The sequence below is a fragment of the Chelativorans sp. ZYF759 genome (genome assembly GCF_012911015.1).
Lineage (GTDB): Bacteria > Pseudomonadota > Alphaproteobacteria > Rhizobiales > Rhizobiaceae > ZYF759.
In genome coordinates this window covers 14,309-30,439 of sequence record NZ_WVVV01000007.1, presented here as the reverse complement: position 1 = coordinate 30,439, position 16,131 = coordinate 14,309, and the positions used below count along the sequence as shown (strand labels likewise).

At 61.9% G+C, this 16,131-nt stretch carries 14 protein-coding genes; 6 read left to right on the top strand and 8 right to left on the bottom strand.

The genetic code is table 11. The features are described from left to right. Nucleotides 1-29: 29 nt before the first annotated feature. Nucleotides 30-4,742 carry a glutamate synthase large subunit gene (gene gltB / locus GRZ55_RS12955; protein ID WP_246734721.1) on the bottom strand — a complete coding sequence of 1,571 codons (4,713 nt, stop codon included), beginning with the start codon at nucleotides 4,740-4,742 and terminating at the stop codon, nucleotides 30-32. Between the two features lie 483 nt (nucleotides 4,743-5,225). On the opposite strand from gltB, the gene GRZ55_RS12950 reads away from it, so the two are divergent. Both GRZ55_RS12950 and GRZ55_RS12945 read left to right on the top strand, forming a co-directional pair. Continuing rightward, nucleotides 5,226-6,275, top strand: a complete 1,050-nt coding sequence (locus tag GRZ55_RS12950; protein ID WP_169287359.1) for a low specificity L-threonine aldolase — start codon at nucleotides 5,226-5,228, stop codon at nucleotides 6,273-6,275. Between the two features lie 7 nt (nucleotides 6,276-6,282). Next, nucleotides 6,283-7,503, top strand: coding sequence for a CaiB/BaiF CoA-transferase family protein (locus tag GRZ55_RS12945; RefSeq protein ID WP_169287358.1), 1,221 nt, complete (start codon nucleotides 6,283-6,285; stop codon nucleotides 7,501-7,503). Here GRZ55_RS12945 and GRZ55_RS12940 read toward each other — a convergent pair. The 6 genes from GRZ55_RS12940 to GRZ55_RS12915 form a co-directional block, all read right to left on the bottom strand. Then, entirely contained in the window at nucleotides 7,496-9,235 is a 1,740-nt protein-coding gene (locus tag GRZ55_RS12940; protein ID WP_169287357.1) for a SulP family inorganic anion transporter, read from the bottom strand. The genes GRZ55_RS12945 and GRZ55_RS12940 overlap by 8 nt on opposite strands. Before the next feature lie 30 nt (nucleotides 9,236-9,265). Beyond that, nucleotides 9,266-9,703: a DUF6691 family protein gene (locus GRZ55_RS12935; protein ID WP_169287356.1), complete on the bottom strand. Its 438-nt coding sequence runs from the start codon at nucleotides 9,701-9,703 to the stop codon at nucleotides 9,266-9,268. A 4-nt stretch (nucleotides 9,704-9,707) separates the two neighbouring features. Beyond that, the gene (locus GRZ55_RS12930) at nucleotides 9,708-10,136 is read right to left on the bottom strand and encodes a YeeE/YedE family protein (RefSeq protein ID WP_169287533.1); all 429 of its coding nucleotides are present in this window, start codon (nucleotides 10,134-10,136) and stop codon (nucleotides 9,708-9,710) included. Between the two features lie 16 nt (nucleotides 10,137-10,152). Further along, entirely contained in the window at nucleotides 10,153-10,476 is a 324-nt protein-coding gene (locus tag GRZ55_RS12925) for a helix-turn-helix transcriptional regulator (protein WP_169287355.1), read from the bottom strand. Then, nucleotides 10,473-11,360 (bottom strand): MBL fold metallo-hydrolase, encoded by an 888-nt coding sequence (locus tag GRZ55_RS12920; RefSeq protein WP_169287354.1) that lies wholly within the window; start codon nucleotides 11,358-11,360, stop codon nucleotides 10,473-10,475. The genes GRZ55_RS12925 and GRZ55_RS12920 overlap by 4 nt, the downstream gene beginning before the upstream one ends. 98 nt (nucleotides 11,361-11,458) lie before the next feature. Then, nucleotides 11,459-11,665 carry a DUF2892 domain-containing protein gene (locus GRZ55_RS12915; protein ID WP_169287353.1) on the bottom strand — a complete coding sequence of 69 codons (207 nt, stop codon included), beginning with the start codon at nucleotides 11,663-11,665 and terminating at the stop codon, nucleotides 11,459-11,461. Nucleotides 11,666-11,885: 220 nt separating this feature from the next. Between GRZ55_RS12915 and GRZ55_RS12910 the strand changes: the two genes are divergently transcribed. From GRZ55_RS12910 to GRZ55_RS12895, 4 genes are read left to right on the top strand one after another with little or no spacing between them, the layout of a single operon-like run. Further along, a complete protein-coding gene (locus GRZ55_RS12910; protein WP_368856614.1) occupies nucleotides 11,886-12,662 on the top strand; it encodes an ABC transporter ATP-binding protein in 777 nt (258 codons plus the stop codon). Between the two features lie 31 nt (nucleotides 12,663-12,693). Beyond that, complete coding sequence (locus GRZ55_RS12905; protein ID WP_169287352.1) at nucleotides 12,694-13,428, top strand: transporter substrate-binding domain-containing protein; 735 nt, start codon at nucleotides 12,694-12,696, stop codon at nucleotides 13,426-13,428. A 47-nt stretch (nucleotides 13,429-13,475) separates the two neighbouring features. Beyond that, a complete protein-coding gene (locus GRZ55_RS12900; protein ID WP_169287351.1) occupies nucleotides 13,476-14,357 on the top strand; it encodes an ABC transporter permease in 882 nt (293 codons plus the stop codon). Further along, nucleotides 14,354-15,205: an ABC transporter permease gene (locus tag GRZ55_RS12895; RefSeq protein WP_169287350.1), complete on the top strand. Its 852-nt coding sequence runs from the start codon at nucleotides 14,354-14,356 to the stop codon at nucleotides 15,203-15,205. Before GRZ55_RS12900 ends, GRZ55_RS12895 begins: the two co-directional genes overlap by 4 nt. Here GRZ55_RS12895 and GRZ55_RS12890 read toward each other — a convergent pair whose 3' ends face one another. Beyond that, nucleotides 15,206-16,111 carry a DMT family transporter gene (locus tag GRZ55_RS12890; protein ID WP_169287349.1) on the bottom strand — a complete coding sequence of 302 codons (906 nt, stop codon included), beginning with the start codon at nucleotides 16,109-16,111 and terminating at the stop codon, nucleotides 15,206-15,208. Nucleotides 16,112-16,131 lie beyond the last annotated feature (20 nt).

Here is a 16,131-nt window from a genome sequence, read left to right as displayed (position 1 = left end):
GTGCCACAGCCTTAATCTCGGTCCTGAACCTATTCGGCCGCCAGACCCATCCGCATCCGCTCCATCTCTTCGAGCGCCCGGCGATATTCGACCGGCATCACCTTGCGGAACTTGGGTCGATAATCCGCCCAGTTGTCGATGATGGCTTTGGCGCGCCCGGAGCCGGTATAGGCGAGATGGTTCGAGATCAACTGATAGAGGCGTTCCTCATCATGGGCCGTCATGTCGGCTTCAACGTCCACGCGGCCCTTGTGATCGATATCGCCGCCATGATGATGCAGCTTCTCGAGGATGTCGTCCTCCTCGGGGACGGGCTCGAGTTCGACCATGGCCATGTTGCAGCGCTCGGCGAAGTCGCCCGCCTCGTCGAGCACATAGGCCACGCCGCCCGACATGCCGGCAGCGAAATTGCGGCCGGTCTGACCGATTACAACGACGACGCCACCCGTCATGTACTCGCAGCCATGGTCGCCAACACCTTCGACGACCGCGACGGCTCCCGAATTGCGCACGGCAAACCGTTCGCCCGCAACACCACGGAAGTAGCACTCGCCCTCGATCGCGCCGTAGAGAACGGTGTTGCCGACGATGATCGATTCTTCCGGTACGATCTTCGATTCCTCCGGCGGGCGGATGATGATGCGGCCACCGGACAAACCCTTGCCGACATAGTCATTACCGTCGCCGACGAGTTCGAATGTCACGCCGCGCGCCAGGAATGCGCCGAAGGATTGACCAGCTGTGCCCGTCAAATGGACCTTGATGGTGTCGTCGCGCAGACCCTTGTGTCCGAAACGCTTGGCAACCTCGCCTGACAGCATGGCACCCGTCGACCGATCCGTATTGAGGATGGGCATGGCAATCTCGACGGGCTGTCGCGCCTCCAGGGCGGGCTTTGCCGCCTCGATGAGGCGACGGTCAAGTACGTCTTCGATCGGATGCGTTTGGCGCATCGTCCAGCGGATGTCCTCCGCTGCAGCCTCGGGCCGGTAGAACACCTTCGAGAAGTCGAGTCCGTGCGCCTTCCAATGGTGCTCGATCAACTCCTGCTTGATCAGAAGATCGGAGTGCCCGACGATCTCGTCGAGCTTGCGCACACCCATGGAGGCCATGATCTCGCGGACCTCCTCGGCAACGAAGAAGAAGAAATTGATCACGTCTTCGGGCGTGCCCTTGAAGCGCTTGCGCAGCACCGGATCCTGGGTCGCAATCCCGACCGGGCAGGTGTTGAGGTGGCACTTGCGCATCATGAGACAACCAGCCGCGATCAGCGGGGCGGTCGCGAAGCCGAACTCATCGGCGCCCAGAAGCGCGCCGATGATCACGTCGCGTCCGGTGCGCAGGCCGCCATCGACCTGCAGCGCGATGCGCGAGCGCAGGCCGTTGAGGACCAGCGTCTGATGCGTTTCGGCCAGGCCCATTTCCCAGGGGCTGCCCGCATGCTTGATCGAGGTTAGCGGCGAAGCACCGGTGCCGCCATCGTAGCCGGCAATCGTGATGTGGTCCGCACGCGCCTTGGCGACGCCGGCAGCGACCGTTCCCACACCGACTTCCGACACCAACTTGACGGAGATATCGGCCGTAGGATTGACGTTCTTCAGATCGTAGATCAGCTGCGCCAGATCCTCGATCGAATAGATGTCGTGATGCGGGGGCGGTGATATGAGACCGACACCCGGCGTGGAATGCCGGGTCTTGGCGATGGTCGCATCGACCTTGTGACCAGGCAATTGGCCGCCTTCGCCGGGCTTTGCGCCCTGAGCGACCTTGATCTGGATCATGTCGGCATTGACCAGATATTCCGTCGTCACGCCGAACCGCCCGGAGGCCACCTGCTTGATGGCGGAGCGCTCGGGATTGGGCGAACCGTCGAGCAGAGGCAGAAGGCGATCAGGCTCTTCGCCGCCCTCGCCCGTGTTCGACTTGCCGCCGATGGCGTTCATCGCCCGCGCCAGCGTGACATGGGCCTCGCGGCTGATCGCTCCAAAGGAGATGGCGCCGGTTGAAAAACGCTTCACGATCTCGGAAGCCGGCTCGACCTCGTCGAGCGAAATCGCCTGACGACCCGCTTCCGCAGCGCTCTTGATCCCAAACAGCCCACGGATCGTGTGCGCGGCCGCAGCCTGGTCATCAATCTGGGCGGCGTAATCGCGATAGGTGTCCCAGGAGTTCTTGCGCACGGCATGTTGCAAGGTGGCAACCGCATCCGGTGTCCAGATATGGGCCTCGCCCCGCATGCGGTACACATATTCCCCGCCCACTTCGAGCGAGTTGCGCAGCACGGGGTCCGTGCTGAAGGCTCCTGCGTGTCGCATGACGGTCTCACGGGCCACTTCGTCGAGGCCAACGCCCTCGATGGTCGTCGCCGTGCCCGTGAAGTATTGCTCGACGAACTCCGAGCTCAGGCCGACGGCGTCGAAGATCTGCGCGCCGCAATAGGACTGATAGGTGGAGATGCCCATCTTGGACATCACCTTGAGGATGCCCTTGCCGATCGACTTGATGTAGCGCTCAACCACCTCATGCGCCTCAACCTCAGGCGGGAACTCCTTGCGCCGGTGCATGTCGAGAAGCGTGTCGAAGGCGAGGTAGGGATTGATGGCCTCCGCGCCGAAGCCCGCGAGGCAACAGAAATGATGAACCTCGCGCGGCTCGCCCGACTCCACGACCAAACCGACCGACGTCCGCAATCCCTTGCGGATGAGGTGGTGGTGCACGGCCGCCGTCGCCAGGAGAGCCGGGATCGCGATCCGGTCGCTCCCCAGCTGCCGATCGGACAGGATGATGATGTTGTAACCGCCCGCGACCGCAGCTTCCGAACGCTCGCAGAGGCGCTCGAGCGCACCGGCCAGCCCTGCCTCGCCCTCGCCCGCGGAATAGGTGATGTCGATGGTCTTGGTGTCGAATCGATCCTCGGTGTGACCGATCGAACGGATCTTCTCCAGGTCGCCATTGGTAAGTATTGGCTGACGAACCTCGAGACGCTTGCGCCGCGACGAGCCCACGAGGTCGAAGATGTTGGGCCGCGGACCGATGAACGAAACGAGGCTCATCACCAATTCTTCTCGGATCGGATCGATCGGCGGATTGGTGACCTGAGCGAAGTTCTGCTTGAAATAGGTGTAGAGCAGCTTCGACTTATCCGACATCGCCGAGATCGGTGTGTCGGTTCCCATCGAACCAACGGCTTCCTGGCCTGTCGTGGCCATGGGCGCCATCAGGAGCCTGAGATCCTCCTGCGTGTATCCGTAAGCCTGCTGGCGGTCGAGAAGCGAGACATCCTTGCGCAAGGCGCGCGGTTCGACGGGCTTCAGCTCCTCCAGGATCAACTGGGTGTTGCCCAGCCAGTTCCGGTAGGGGTGCTTGGAAGCGATCTCGGACTTCACCTCGTCGTCGGAGACGATGCGGCCCTTCTCAAGGTCGATCAGAAGCATGCGACCGGGCTGGAGACGCCACTTCTTGACGATCTTGCTTTCCTCGACGGGGAGGACGCCGGCCTCTGACGCCATGATCACACGATCGTCGCTCGTCACCACGTAGCGGGCAGGACGCAGACCGTTCCGATCCAGTGTAGCGCCGATCTGCCGACCGTCAGTGAAGGCGACCGCTGCGGGTCCGTCCCACGGCTCCATGAGTGCGGCATGGTATTCGTAGAACGCGCGACGTTCCTCGCTCATGAGCTTGTTGCCCGCCCAGGCCTCCGGGATCAGCATCATCATGGCATGGGCCAACGAATAGCCACCCTGGAACAGGAACTCGAGCGCATTGTCGAAGCACGCCGTGTCCGACTGCCCTTCGTAGGAGATAGGCCAAAGCTTGGAGATGTCGTTGCCGAAGAGTTCCGAATCCACGGAAGCCTGGCGTGCGGCCATCCAGTTGACGTTGCCACGCAACGTGTTGATCTCGCCATTATGCGCCACCATCCGATACGGATGGGCAAGCTTCCAGGAGGGGAAGGTGTTGGTCGAAAAGCGCTGATGCACGAGCACGAGCGCCGATTCGAAACGGGGATCCTTCAGGTCCTTGTAGTAGGCGCCAACCTGATAGGCCAGGAACATCCCCTTGTAGACGATGGTGCGCGCCGACAGGGAAACGATGTAGGCACCGTCCTCCTTGCCGCCGGCTTCCGCAAAGATGCGGCCGGAGATGACCTTGCGCAGTATATAGAGACGGCGTTCGTAATCGTCGTCGTTTTCGAGGCCTTCCGGACGCCCGAAGAAGGCCTGGCGGTGGACAGGCTCCGCGGACGCGATATGCGGCGCCTTCGACAGCGAGGAATTGTCGACCGGCACATCGCGGAAGGCCAGGAAGGGTATGCCTTCGGCCTGCGCGACTTCGCGGACGATTTCCTCGATGTGAGAGCGATGCGCCTCGTCCTGCGGCATGAAGATATGCCCGACCGCATATGCGCCGGCCGCCGGCAGTTCGACCCCCAAGGCAGTCATCTCTTCGCGGAAGAACCGGTCGGGCATCTGCACCAGCAGGCCAGCACCATCGCCCATCAGCGGATCCGCACCGACCGCACCGCGGTGGGTCAGGTTTTCCAGCATCGCCAGCCCGTCCTCGACGATCTTGTGCGACCTGACATTCTTCATGTTGGCGATGAAGCCCACGCCGCACGCATCATGCTCATTGCGTGGGTCGTAAAGCCCTACGGAGGTTGAACCTTTGGGCGCCGCGACAACCGATTTCGCCGACGCGGAGCGCGTTGCGGGCGACATGGGTAGCGTCTTATGCCTCATGGTCTCATCCTCCATTACCGCACCCCTGTGGGGCGGTCAGTCTGTCCTCCGGACTGCCTCAGGCGAAGCTGACCGGTTCTGCACGGCTAATCTCTCGAAAGGCCGGGGCGACTTTGCCGGTACGTCCGGACCCGTCGGAATAGTCAATGTCCGGACACGGCTGCACCCGCGCCCACGACCGCGCCAGGCTCGCTTGCGGATCCCGCCTATCATAGGGCCTGAAAGCGCGCCAGCAACGGCCAATTAAGACAGCAATGCTGTCCTAAATCGCCATATGCCAGAAAAGCGGCGGGCGCACAAGACGGAAATGCAAATCAACGGGCGGGTTGCCGCAACATTGTTACTGCGCCAGCCTATGGAACGAAATATCCTGTCTGCGAGTCTGCAGTCGGAAGGGAGGATTGTCGCCTCGGGTCATTGAGGATTTACGCCACACATGTAGATTGGCCCCTCCCACCCCCTATCATCCGGTTTCCCCAGCACATGTTCTTTGCCTCTGACAATTGGGCCGGCGCCCACCCTTCCATCGCACAAAGCCTCGTCGATCACGCGTCCGGCTATGCCCCCGCATATGGCAACAGCGATCTAGACCGCCACGTCGAAACGGTGTTCTCGGAGGTTTTTGAGCGCGAGGTCTCCGTCTTCTTCGTCAGCACCGGCACTGCGGCCAACGCGTTGGCCTATTCCGCCATATCGAAACCGGGCGGCGTGATGTTCGCGCACCGCGAGGCACACATGATCGTGGACGAGTGCGGTGCGCCCGAGTTCATGTCGGATGGCGGAAGGCTATGCCCGGTCGATGGGCCACATGGACGACTGGACCCCAAGGGGCTCGAAGCCGCGATTCGCCGCTATCCGGCCGAGTTCCTGCATGCCGGCCGTCCGGCCGGCGTAACACTGACGCAGGCAACCGAAATCGGAACCGTCTACAGCCTTGACGAGATAGGTACCATCGCGGGCGTATGCCGCCGCCACAAGCTGCCGCTGCACATGGACGGTGCGCGTTTTGCCAATGCGCTTGTCTCGCTGGGCTGCACGCCGGCCGAGATGACCTGGAAATCGGGTGTCGACATGGCCTCCTTCGGGGGGACGAAGAATGGCTGCTGGTGCGCCGAGGCGCTGGTCATCTTCGATCCTCATCTGGCTGCCGAGTTTCCTTTCCTCCGCAAGCGCGCCGCACAGCTGTTTTCAAAGTCACGTTTCGTGGCGGCGCAGTTCGAGACCTATTTCCGCGACGGGTTGTGGCTTGAAATGGCTGGGCACGCCAACGCGATGGCCTCCCGACTGGCGGATCACATTGAGGCTTCGCCCCATGCCCGCCTCGGCTGGAGACCGCAGGCCAACGAGGTGTTTCCGGTGATGAAGCGCGCCAAGTTCGACGCCTTGAAGGAACAGGGCGCGTTTATCCACGAGTGGGGCATACCTGCCCAAATGACGGATTCGGTCGCCGAGGATGAAATGCTGTGCCGGCTCGTAGCAAGCTTCGCCACGCGGGACGAAGACGTCACGGCATTCTGCCAGGCACTTGGATAGTAAATCGATGTCCGAACACGCAGCCGATCAACTGCCGCTTTCCGGGCTGAAGGTGCTCGCCTTCGAGCAATACGGCGCCGGCCCGTTCGGCACGCAGTTCCTGGCCGATCTCGGGGCTGAGGTGATAAAGGTCGAATCGCCCCATGATGGCGGCGACATGGCCCGCTCGGTGGGACCGCATTTCCTGGCCGAGGACGGCGCGAGCGATTCCAGCCTCTTCTTCCAGGCCTTCAACCGCAACAAACGCTCCATAACCCTGGACATCACCAAACCGGAGGGGCGCGCGGTGCTCGAGCGCCTCGTGGCCAGGGTCGATGCGCTCGCCTGCAATCTGCGCGGCGACGTGCCCGCGCGCCTCGGCCTCACCTTCGAGACGCTCTCGAAGTCAAATCCGAAGCTCGTCTGCGCCTTCCTGTCGGCTTATGGCCGCGAGGGCTCGCGCGCCAACTGGCCGGGCTACGATTTCCTCATGCAGGCCGAGGCCGGGTATTTCTCGCTGACCGGGGAGGCCGACACGCCACCCGCACGCATGGGTCTGTCGATCGTCGACATGATGACGGGTCTCGGACAGGCTTTCGCCCTCGTCAGCGCGGTCATGAAGGCGCGCGAGACGGGCAAGGGTTGCGACATCGATATTTCGCTCTTTGACCTCGCCTGTTTCAACCTGTCCTATCTTTCGGCTTGGTATCTCAACAAGGGCCATGTCCAGGAACGCGTCGCGCGGTCGGGCCATCCTTCGCTGGTTCCTTGCCAACTCTACAGGACGGCCGACGGCTGGATCTACCTTATGTGCAACAAGGAGAAGTTCTGGCCCATTCTGTGCGACCTGATCGGTCGCCCGGAGTTGGCAAATGATCCACGCTTCCTGACTTTCAGGGAGCGGCTGGAAAATCGCGACACGGTGCTCGAAATCCTTGATGAGGCGCTATCGGCCAGGACCACCGCCGAATGGCTGGCGCTTTTTGGCGGCAAGGTGCCTGCCGCACCCGTGAACAATCTGCAGGAAGCCTTGGACAACCCGTTCCTCGAAGAGCGGGCCTCGATCCAGTCACTCGAACACCCGACGGCAGGACCGTTCCGCCTGGTCTCCAATCCGGTACGTGTGGCGGGCACCGACGCGCCTGCACGGCCGGCCCCGGCTCTCGGCGCCGACACTGATGCCATTCTGGCCGATGCGGGTTTTACCGACGCTGAGTGCTCCCGCCTACGAGGCGCCGGGATCATCTGACGGACCCGCTGTCCTCCGTGCAGCCATTCGCGGCCTCGCAGAAGGCTTCGTATTGCGACAGGAACACCCGGCCTGAAAGATGGTCGAGAAAATCCGTCCGCTGCAGCCTGTCCATGACCGGGCCCTTGACCTCGCTCAGATGCAGCTTGATGCCGGCGTCGGAGAGGCGATGGTTGATCTCCTCGAGGCTTGCCAGCGCGCTCGCGTCGATCGCATTGATGGCCGAGCACATCAGGACGACATGCCTGACCTCGGGCCGTTCGGCGACGAGAGCTGCGACCTTGTCCTCCAGAAAGCGCGAATTGGCGAAATAGAGGCTCTCGTCGATACGGATGGTAACAAGGTCCGGCCGGGTTTCGACCGCGTGCCGGTCGATGTTTCGGAAATGCTCGGTGCCCTGCACCTGTCCCACGACCGCGACATGCGGCCGACTGGAACGGTAGAGATGGAGCAACAGCGAAAGCACCACCCCCAGCACGATGCCGGTTTCCACGCCCATGAAGAGCGTGCCGGCGATGGTCACTGCCATGGCCGAAAAGTCGACCTTGGAATAGCGCCAGACGCGGCCGATGGCCTTCAGGTCGACCAGCGACAGAACCGCGACGATGATCGTCGCCGCAAGTGTCGCCTGCGGCAGATTGGCAAGCCACGGGGTCAGGAAGAGTGTGGCCAGCGCGATCCCGATGGCAGTGAAGACACCGGCAGCTGGCGTCTGAGCGCCCGCGTCGAAGTTCACGACCGATCGGGCGAAGCCACCCGTCACCGGATAGCCGGCTGAGATGCCGGACGCGATGTTGGCTGCCCCGAGACCGATCAGTTCCTGGTCAGGCTGTATGCGCTGGCGTCGTTTCGAGGCAAGTGTTTGCGCAACCGAAACCGATTCCACGAAGCCCACCAGACTGATGAGGAAGGCCGGGACGATCAGAACCCGCACCACCTCGAGATCGATCGAAGGCAGGCCGATCGGCGGGAGCCCGGAGGGAATGGCGCCCACAAGGGAAACTCCTTCGGCACCCAGATCGAGACTGGAGACGATCCAGATGGTGGCGGCGACCGCAAAGACCGGGCCAGCCTTGGTGAAACTGTCGGCCAAGCGCGGGCCGAGACCGATGGCACGCAGCATCGGCTTCAGCCATATGCGCGCGAAATAGAGAAAAGCCAGAACGCCGCCGCCGATGGCCAGCGTGAACGGATTGACCGCCCCCATGCTGCCGGCGAGCCCACCAAGTATCTCGTGAAGATGGCCGCTGCCCTCGTTCACCCCGAGGACATGGCGCAACTGACCCGCCGCGATCAGCAGGCCGGCGGCGGTGATGAAGCCGGAAATGACCGGATGGCTAAGGAAGTTCGCGACGAAACCCAGCCGGAACAACCCCATCAGCACCAGCATCCCGCCTGAGAGAAGAGCGAGAATGACGGCTGCCGTCAGGTAATCCGTCGTGCCCTGAGCCGCCACTTCCCCGATCGCCGAGGCGGTCATGAGCGAGACGACAGCGACAGGACCGACGGCGAGCGTGCGGCTCGTGCCGAAAATCGCGTAAGCGACCAAAGGCAGGATCGAGGCGTAAAGCCCGACCTCCGGGGGAAGCCCAGCCAGCATGGCATAGGCCAGTGACTGGGGCACCAGCATGATGGTGACAATGACCGCCGCCAGAAGATCGCTCGAAAGCGTCTCCCTGCCATAGCGGCGGCCCCAGTCGAGGATAGGCAGGTAACGAGCCCAGCCGTTCATTTCTCGGTCTTTCTTTCCGGATGTGTCAGGTCAGCCGCGTACGCCCGCCAGTGACAGATTGCCGTCGGACAGAAGGCGTGCCGCCCACATGCCGACGATCATCGCAGGGACGAAGACCAGCGTGCCGATCTCGCCGAACGACAGCGCCGTGAGCGCAGGACCAGGGCAGAACCCGCCCAGACCCCAGCCGAAGCCGAACAGGGCGGGGCCGACGATCAGCCGATGGTCGATGTCGTTGCGGTTGGGCAGGTGGAAGGTTTCGCCGACGACCGGAGACCCACGGCTTAGCACCAGTCGATAACCGAAAAACGCGACGATGACCGCACCGCCCATCACGAAGGCAAGCGATGGATCCCAGGTCCCGAAGAGGTCGAGGAAGTTGAGTACCTTGGCCGGATTGGCCATGCCCGAGATCACCAGACCGAGACCAAAGAGCAGGCCGAGGCCAAGATTGACGAGAAAGGACATGGCATCAGCCTCCGATGATATGGCGAACGAAGAAGACAGTCACGAAGGCGACGGCCATGAAAACACCGGTGGCAACCATGGAGCGCGCTGACAGGCGAGAGAGTCCGCAAACGCCGTGCCCGGAGGTGCAGCCGTAGCCCCACACCGATCCGAAGCCGACGATCGCGCCTGCCGCCACCATCAGGGGGACATTGGACGATACAGTATGCTCCACGGGCCCGCCGAGCGTTGAAAGATAGATCAGAGGCGCAATCACGAGACCGATCACAAAGCCGAACCGGGACGCAAAGGCGCTGTCTCGATAGGGTGGCAAGAGGCGACCGGCGATGCCGCTGATACCGGCGATACGCCCTTCCCAAGCCATTAGCAGCACGGAAGAAAGGCCGATCATTGCCCCGCCTATCAAAGAGGCGAGGGGAGTGAATTCCGTCATGGTCATATCCTGGTTTTTAGTCGCTTGGTTCGCAGAAGAGCCGATACATTGTGGAGATGAACTCCTCCACGCGCGGATCGGCCAGCCGGTAGAAGACCTGCTTCCCCTGTTTTCGGCCGGCGATAAGGCCGGCTTGGCGCAGTTCGGCGAGTTGTTGAGAAAGCCCCGGTTGGCGGATGCTGAGCAAGTCCTCCAACTCCCGCACCGAGCGCTCTCCATCGACCAGCGCGCACGCCACCATGAGCCGATCCGGGTTGGACAGCTTCTTGATGAAGGAGGAGGCCTCTTCGACCCTCTCCTTCATTTCAGCGGCAGGTCTTCCGAGTGTGGTCGCGTTCATTCCTTTTCCCAGGCGGCTCCCTCGAGCAGATTGAGAGGAATCTTCAGATAGCGGCGGCCATTGGCCTCGGGCTCCGGAAGCCTGCCGGCATTGGTGTTGATCTGCAGGGCGTGCAGGATCAGTTTCGGCATCGGCAGCGTCTTGTCCCTGGCCTCGCGCACCTTCACGAATTCCTCTTCCGTGCTGCATTTGGACATGTGGGTGTTGGCCGCCTTCTGTTCAGCCACGGTCGATTCCCATTTCGGCTCACGCCCGCCGGGCTGGTAGTCGTGGCCCGTGAAGATGCGGGTCTCGTCAGGCAGGGCCAGGATGTCCTGAATTGACTTCCAGAGCGCTTTCGCGCTGCCACCGGGAAAATCGGCCCGCGCGGTGCCGGAATCCGGCATGAAGAGCGTATCGTGAACGAAGGCCGCGTCGCCGATCACATAGGTGATCGAGGCAAGCGTATGCCCAGGAGAGAACATTACGCGGGCGGGGATGCTGCCGACCTTGAAGGTCTCGCCGTGCGCGAAGAGCTTGTCCCACTGCGAGCCGTCTTCGGGAAAATCGGGCCAATTGTAGAAGCCCTTCCAGAGCTTCTGGACGTCGACCACCTTCTCCCCGATCGCTGTCGGCGCCCCGGTCTTTTCCTTGAGATAGGCGGCTGCCGAGAAATGATCGGCATGTGGGTGGGTGTCCAGAATCCACTCGACCTCGTAGCCCTTCTCCTTCACGAATTTCAGGATGTTGTCGGCATGGATCGTCGCCGTCTGTCCGGATTTCTCGTCATAGTCGAGCACGGGGTCGATTATGGCGCACTTCTTCGTTTCGGGATCGGCGACCACATACTGGACCGACCAGGTTCGCTTGTCGAAAAAGCCGGTGACTTCAGGCTTGGGGGGCATGGGTTACTCCTCTGATTCAGAAATTTCGCGACTCAGGCTGGGGCCTGAAAACGCTAGCGCTCGAACCCGCTCCGAGAGCAGGTGGGGACGTCGTTCGTTTACTGGTCGGAGACCTTCGGAGCCCGCGTCGAGACACCGACCGCACAATAGAGCGGACAGGAACCGAGCAGGCCCGTGATGAGCGGGATCAGGCCGATCAAGCCGAACAGCCGCAATCCTCCCTCGAAGAGGAAGAAGAGCGAAAGGAGCGCGACGCCTATCACGACGCGCAGGATCCGGTCCGTGGTGCCGACATTGCCAGGCATTGCTTGTTCTCCAGGTCTCTGGCGGAAGTGGCTCCGCCGATCACAGCCAAGTAATGTCGATTGCATTTTTTTGCAAGCGTATTCCAGAAATCACATGACATTTCGGTGCGAGCCTTCCTGCCGCAGTTTTGCCCGAACCTTGGGGAAAGCCCGAAGACGTTGCATCCGCCGCCTTTTTGGGCCCTATTGTCAAAAACGAACGCCCGCCAGAAAGGTCCCAGTGGCAGCAGAGTCCGTCCCCGTCATCGAGATTCGTGACCTCCACAAGAGCTACGGCACGCTGGAGGTGTTGAAGGGAGTCGACCTGATCGCGCCGCGCGGCCATGTGGTCTCGCTCATCGGGTCTTCCGGTTCGGGCAAATCCACACTGTTGCGATGCTGCAACCTGCTGGAGGACAGCCAGCAGGGAGAGATCCTTTTCGAAGGCGAACCGGTCATCTGGCGAGGCACGGGATTGCATCGCCACCCGGCCGATCGTCAGCAGGTCGTGCGCATACGCACAAACCTTGCCATGGTGTTCCAGCAATTCAATCTCTGGGCCCACATGACCGTGCTTCAGAACGTGATGGAAGCGCCGCTCACCGTCCTGAAGCAGAACCGCGAGGAAGTTGAGGCCCGCGCCCGGACGCTGCTCGACAAGGTGGGCATCGGCGACAAGGCGGACGTCTATCCCGCCCAGATGTCGGGCGGACAGCAACAGCGCGCCGCAATCGCCCGCGCGCTCTGCATGGAACCCCGGGCGCTTCTCTTCGACGAGCCGACTTCCGCGCTCGACCCGGAACTGGAGCAGGAAGTGGTCCGGGTCATCAGGGCTCTTGCCGAGGAAGGCCGCACGATGCTCCTTGTTACCCACGACATGCGCCTTGCCGCCGATCTCTCGGATCATGTGGTCTTCCTGCATGAGGGGCGCATCGCCGAAGAGGGGCCGCCGGAGGCACTTTTTGGCAATCCCAGGACCGAACGTCTGAGGGGGTTCCTCAGCGCCACGGTGGCGTGACGAAAACGAAAAGACCAAAGAGGAGAACACGATGAAAAAACTGGCTCTTACCCTTGCCGCACTCGCTTTCGGGGCGACGTCGGCTATCGCGCAAGACGTCGTGCGCATGGGCTCGGAGGGCGCCTATCCCCCCTATAATTTCATCAATGACAATAACGAGTTGGACGGCTTCGAGCGGGAGCTCGGCGACATGCTTTGCGAGCGCGCCGAACTTAACTGCGAATGGGTGATCAATGATTGGGATACGATCATCCCCAATCTGGTCGCCGGCAACTACGACACGATCATGGCTGGGATGTCGATCACGGAAGCCCGCCAGGAGGTGATCGCCTTTACGCAGAACTATCTGCAGCCGGAACCATCCCAGTATGTGGGGCTGGCAGGGACCGATCCCTCGGTGATCGAGAGCGGCATCGTGACCACTCAATCCAACACGATCCAGGCCGCGCATGTCGCAGAGACAGAAGCGACGCTGGTCGAGTTCCCGACACCTGACGAGACCATCGCAGCGGTGAGGTCGGGCGAGGCCGACGCGGTGCTCGCCGACGGGGCGTTCCTGCAGGCGATCGTGGATGAATCCGGTGGCGAACTCGAAATCCTGGGCGATCCCCTGCTGCTCGGGGACGGTATCGGCATGGGCGTCCGTCAGTCCGACGACGAGTTGCGTGAAACGTTCAACTCCATCATCTCCGAGATGAAGGAGGACGGTTCGCTCAATGAACTCATCGTGAAGTGGTTCGGCGAAGAGATGCCGCTCTTCGATTGATGACCACATAGGGCGGCGCGTACGCGCCGCCCTTCTAGATAGCTGCCATGTTCGCTTTTTGCGCCGATCCCTCCGCGCTGCCGCAGTGGCAGTGGTTTGCCTGCTACCTCACGAGCGGGACGCATCTCGCGTTCTACTGGTCCTTTGTCGTCGTCATCGTCCTGATCTTGCTCGCGGCGCCAGCCTCCCTGCTGCTGGGCTTCGGCGGCGCACTTGCTCAGCGATCCCGCTACGCCCCGCTCAGGTGGTTCGGTGCCGGATACACATCCATGGTACGGGGTGTGCCGGACATCGTCTTCTTCCTGTTCGTCCCCATCGCCGTCGACCAAAGCCTTGAATTTCTGATGCACCAGATCCGATGCCCGGACTGGGACCTCCCGATCCGGCGCGGAAACGACTTCCTGGTCTGCCCCGCCGCCAAGGTACCCCTATCGACGTCCCCGTCGTGGGTGCATGACTTCTATGCCTTCGGTCTCGCACTCTTGGCCTTTGCCCTCGTCTTTGGAGCGTTCGCCGCCAACACGCTGCGTGGCGCGATGGAGGCGGTGCCGAAGGCTCAAATTGAGACGGCCGAGGCCTACGGAATGACGCGGGGACAGGCCTTCCGGCGTGTACTGCTGCCGCAGATGTGGGTTTATGCCCTGCCCGGCCTCTCCAATCTCTGGATGATTCTCATCAAGGCGACGCCGCTGCTCTTCCTGCTCGGCATCCAGGACATCGTGTTCTGGGCACGTGAATTGGGCGGCGCCAAGACGTCGCTCTATACCTATCCCCATCCGGACTGGCGCGTCTGGTACTTCCTGGTCGTTCTCATCTTCTACCTGCTGCTGACGTGGGTCAGCCAGTTCGGCTTCGAACGATTGATGGGGCGGCTGAGCGTTGGCCAGGCAACAGCCGGCGGCGAACGGATGCGAAAGGCAGGTCTATGAGAACCTGCTGGGAATCCTTCGAAGGGTACTTCCTTCGCGCGCTGGGGCGCGAATTCGGGCAGCCGCTTCTGCCACGCGGGCTGGACATCACGCTCTGCGATCAGTTTGCCCTGATTGCTTCTGGCCTGATGTGGAACGTGTATCTTGCGGTTGTGTCGCTTGTCGCGGGTTTCTTTCTTGCCACGGCGCTTGCACTCGGAAAGTTTTCGGAAAGGGCGGTTTTGCAGAGACCAGCCGCAGCTTTCATCTTCCTGTTCCGCGGTTCGCCGCTCTTCATCCAGTTCTTTTTCGCCTACGAGGCCTTCGTGCTGCTGCCCCGCGCCGGCTTCGTGATCAACCTGTTTTTCGTAGAGATCACCGCCGAGACCCGCTGGCTGACGCGCGCCTGGGCCGGCGCTCTCGTGGTCCTTTGGCTCAATACTTCGGCCTACACGGCCGAGATTTTCTACGGCGCGCTGCGTGCGATTCCGCGTGGCGACCTAGAAGCGGCCGACGCATACGGCATGAGTGGCTGGGCACGTTTTCGCCGGATCGTTTGGCCAACGATGCTGAGGCTAGCCTGGCCCTCCTACACCAACGAGGCGATCTTTCTCACCCATGCCACGACGCTGGTCTTCTTTTCCGGCTTTCCGGCATGGCAGCAATCTGGCGACGCCCTTTATTACGCGCGCTATTTCGCCGACCAGACCTTCAATCCTTTCATCAGCTACCCGATCGTGGCGGTCTATTTCATCGGCCTGACGCTGGCCATCATCTGGCTATTCGGCGCCGCCAACCGCCGGCTCAACCGACACCTGCCGCAAGAAGCTCGATCGCGCTTCCGGTTTCGCCCCCAATACATCCGCTAATCAGCCGATGAGGACGAGCGCGATGATGCCGGCCACGATCAGCAGGCAGCCCGCGATCTCCGTGGCATTGATCCGTTCACGAAAGAAGAAGACCGAGGAAGCAAAGGCGAAGATCATCTCGACCTGCGCCAGCGCCTTGACGATCGCCGCCTGCTGAAGCGTCATGGCTGCAAACCATCCGAACGAAGCCGTCGCCCCGACGAAGCCGGTGAAGAGCGACGGCTTCCACGCGGCGCCGATGCGGCGAAGCTCCAACGGATCGCGCCACAACATCCAGCCCAGCATGACGACGCTCTGCAGGAGAATCGTGAAGAAGAGCGTCGTGGCTGCCTGCATCATGAAATTGGGCCCGCCCAGAGAGAGCGATGCCGCGCGATAGGCAACCGCCGCGATGCCAAAGAGCGTGCCCGAGGCAAGCCCGATCAGCGCGTTGCGGCTGACAAGCGACACCGCGAGATTGCGCCAGCTCAGCGAGATCTGGGAAACCGAGATCAGCATGACGCCGACAACCGTGATGGCGATCGCCACGAGGCCGCCAGCACCCGCGAACTCGCCCAGGAACAGCAGGCCGAAAACAGCCGCCTGCACCGGCTCGGTTCGCGAATAGGCGGTGCCAACCGCGAAATTGCGGAAGGAAAAGAGATGAATGAGCAGAAAGGTCGCTGCGATCTGGGTCAGCGCGCCGACGACGACCCAAAACACAAAAGGTGCGCCCGGCTGAGGATAAGGAAACGCCCAGACATGATGCAGCGACAGGAGAAAGAGCGCGGCAAAAGGCAGTCCGAAACCGAATCGCACGAAAGTCGCGCCGGTCGTGCCCATCACCCCCTTCAGATGCTTTTGCGCCGTCGAACGCAAATTCTGTAGGAATGCCGCGGCGAGGGTGATGGGAATCCACAGTTCCATGAGATCACCCAGCGACTGGA

What these genes read in the sequence shown, in the direction of transcription:
- gltB (WP_246734721.1), bottom strand. Translation starts at nt 4,742, where the DNA reads ATGAGGCATAAGACGCTACCCATGTCGCCCGCAACGCGCTCCGCGTCG.
- GRZ55_RS12950 (WP_169287359.1), top strand. Translation starts at nt 5,226, where the DNA reads ATGTTCTTTGCCTCTGACAATTGGGCCGGCGCCCACCCTTCCATCGCA.
- GRZ55_RS12945 (WP_169287358.1), top strand. Translation starts at nt 6,283, where the DNA reads ATGTCCGAACACGCAGCCGATCAACTGCCGCTTTCCGGGCTGAAGGTG.
- GRZ55_RS12940 (WP_169287357.1), bottom strand. Translation starts at nt 9,235, where the DNA reads ATGAACGGCTGGGCTCGTTACCTGCCTATCCTCGACTGGGGCCGCCGC.
- GRZ55_RS12935 (WP_169287356.1), bottom strand. Translation starts at nt 9,703, where the DNA reads ATGTCCTTTCTCGTCAATCTTGGCCTCGGCCTGCTCTTTGGTCTCGGT.
- GRZ55_RS12930 (WP_169287533.1), bottom strand. Translation starts at nt 10,136, where the DNA reads ATGACGGAATTCACTCCCCTCGCCTCTTTGATAGGCGGGGCAATGATC.
- GRZ55_RS12925 (WP_169287355.1), bottom strand. Translation starts at nt 10,476, where the DNA reads ATGAACGCGACCACACTCGGAAGACCTGCCGCTGAAATGAAGGAGAGG.
- GRZ55_RS12920 (WP_169287354.1), bottom strand. Translation starts at nt 11,360, where the DNA reads ATGCCCCCCAAGCCTGAAGTCACCGGCTTTTTCGACAAGCGAACCTGG.
- GRZ55_RS12915 (WP_169287353.1), bottom strand. Translation starts at nt 11,665, where the DNA reads ATGCCTGGCAATGTCGGCACCACGGACCGGATCCTGCGCGTCGTGATA.
- GRZ55_RS12905 (WP_169287352.1), top strand. Translation starts at nt 12,694, where the DNA reads ATGAAAAAACTGGCTCTTACCCTTGCCGCACTCGCTTTCGGGGCGACG.
- GRZ55_RS12900 (WP_169287351.1), top strand. Translation starts at nt 13,476, where the DNA reads ATGTTCGCTTTTTGCGCCGATCCCTCCGCGCTGCCGCAGTGGCAGTGG.
- GRZ55_RS12895 (WP_169287350.1), top strand. Translation starts at nt 14,354, where the DNA reads ATGAGAACCTGCTGGGAATCCTTCGAAGGGTACTTCCTTCGCGCGCTG.
- GRZ55_RS12890 (WP_169287349.1), bottom strand. Translation starts at nt 16,111, where the DNA reads ATGGAACTGTGGATTCCCATCACCCTCGCCGCGGCATTCCTACAGAAT.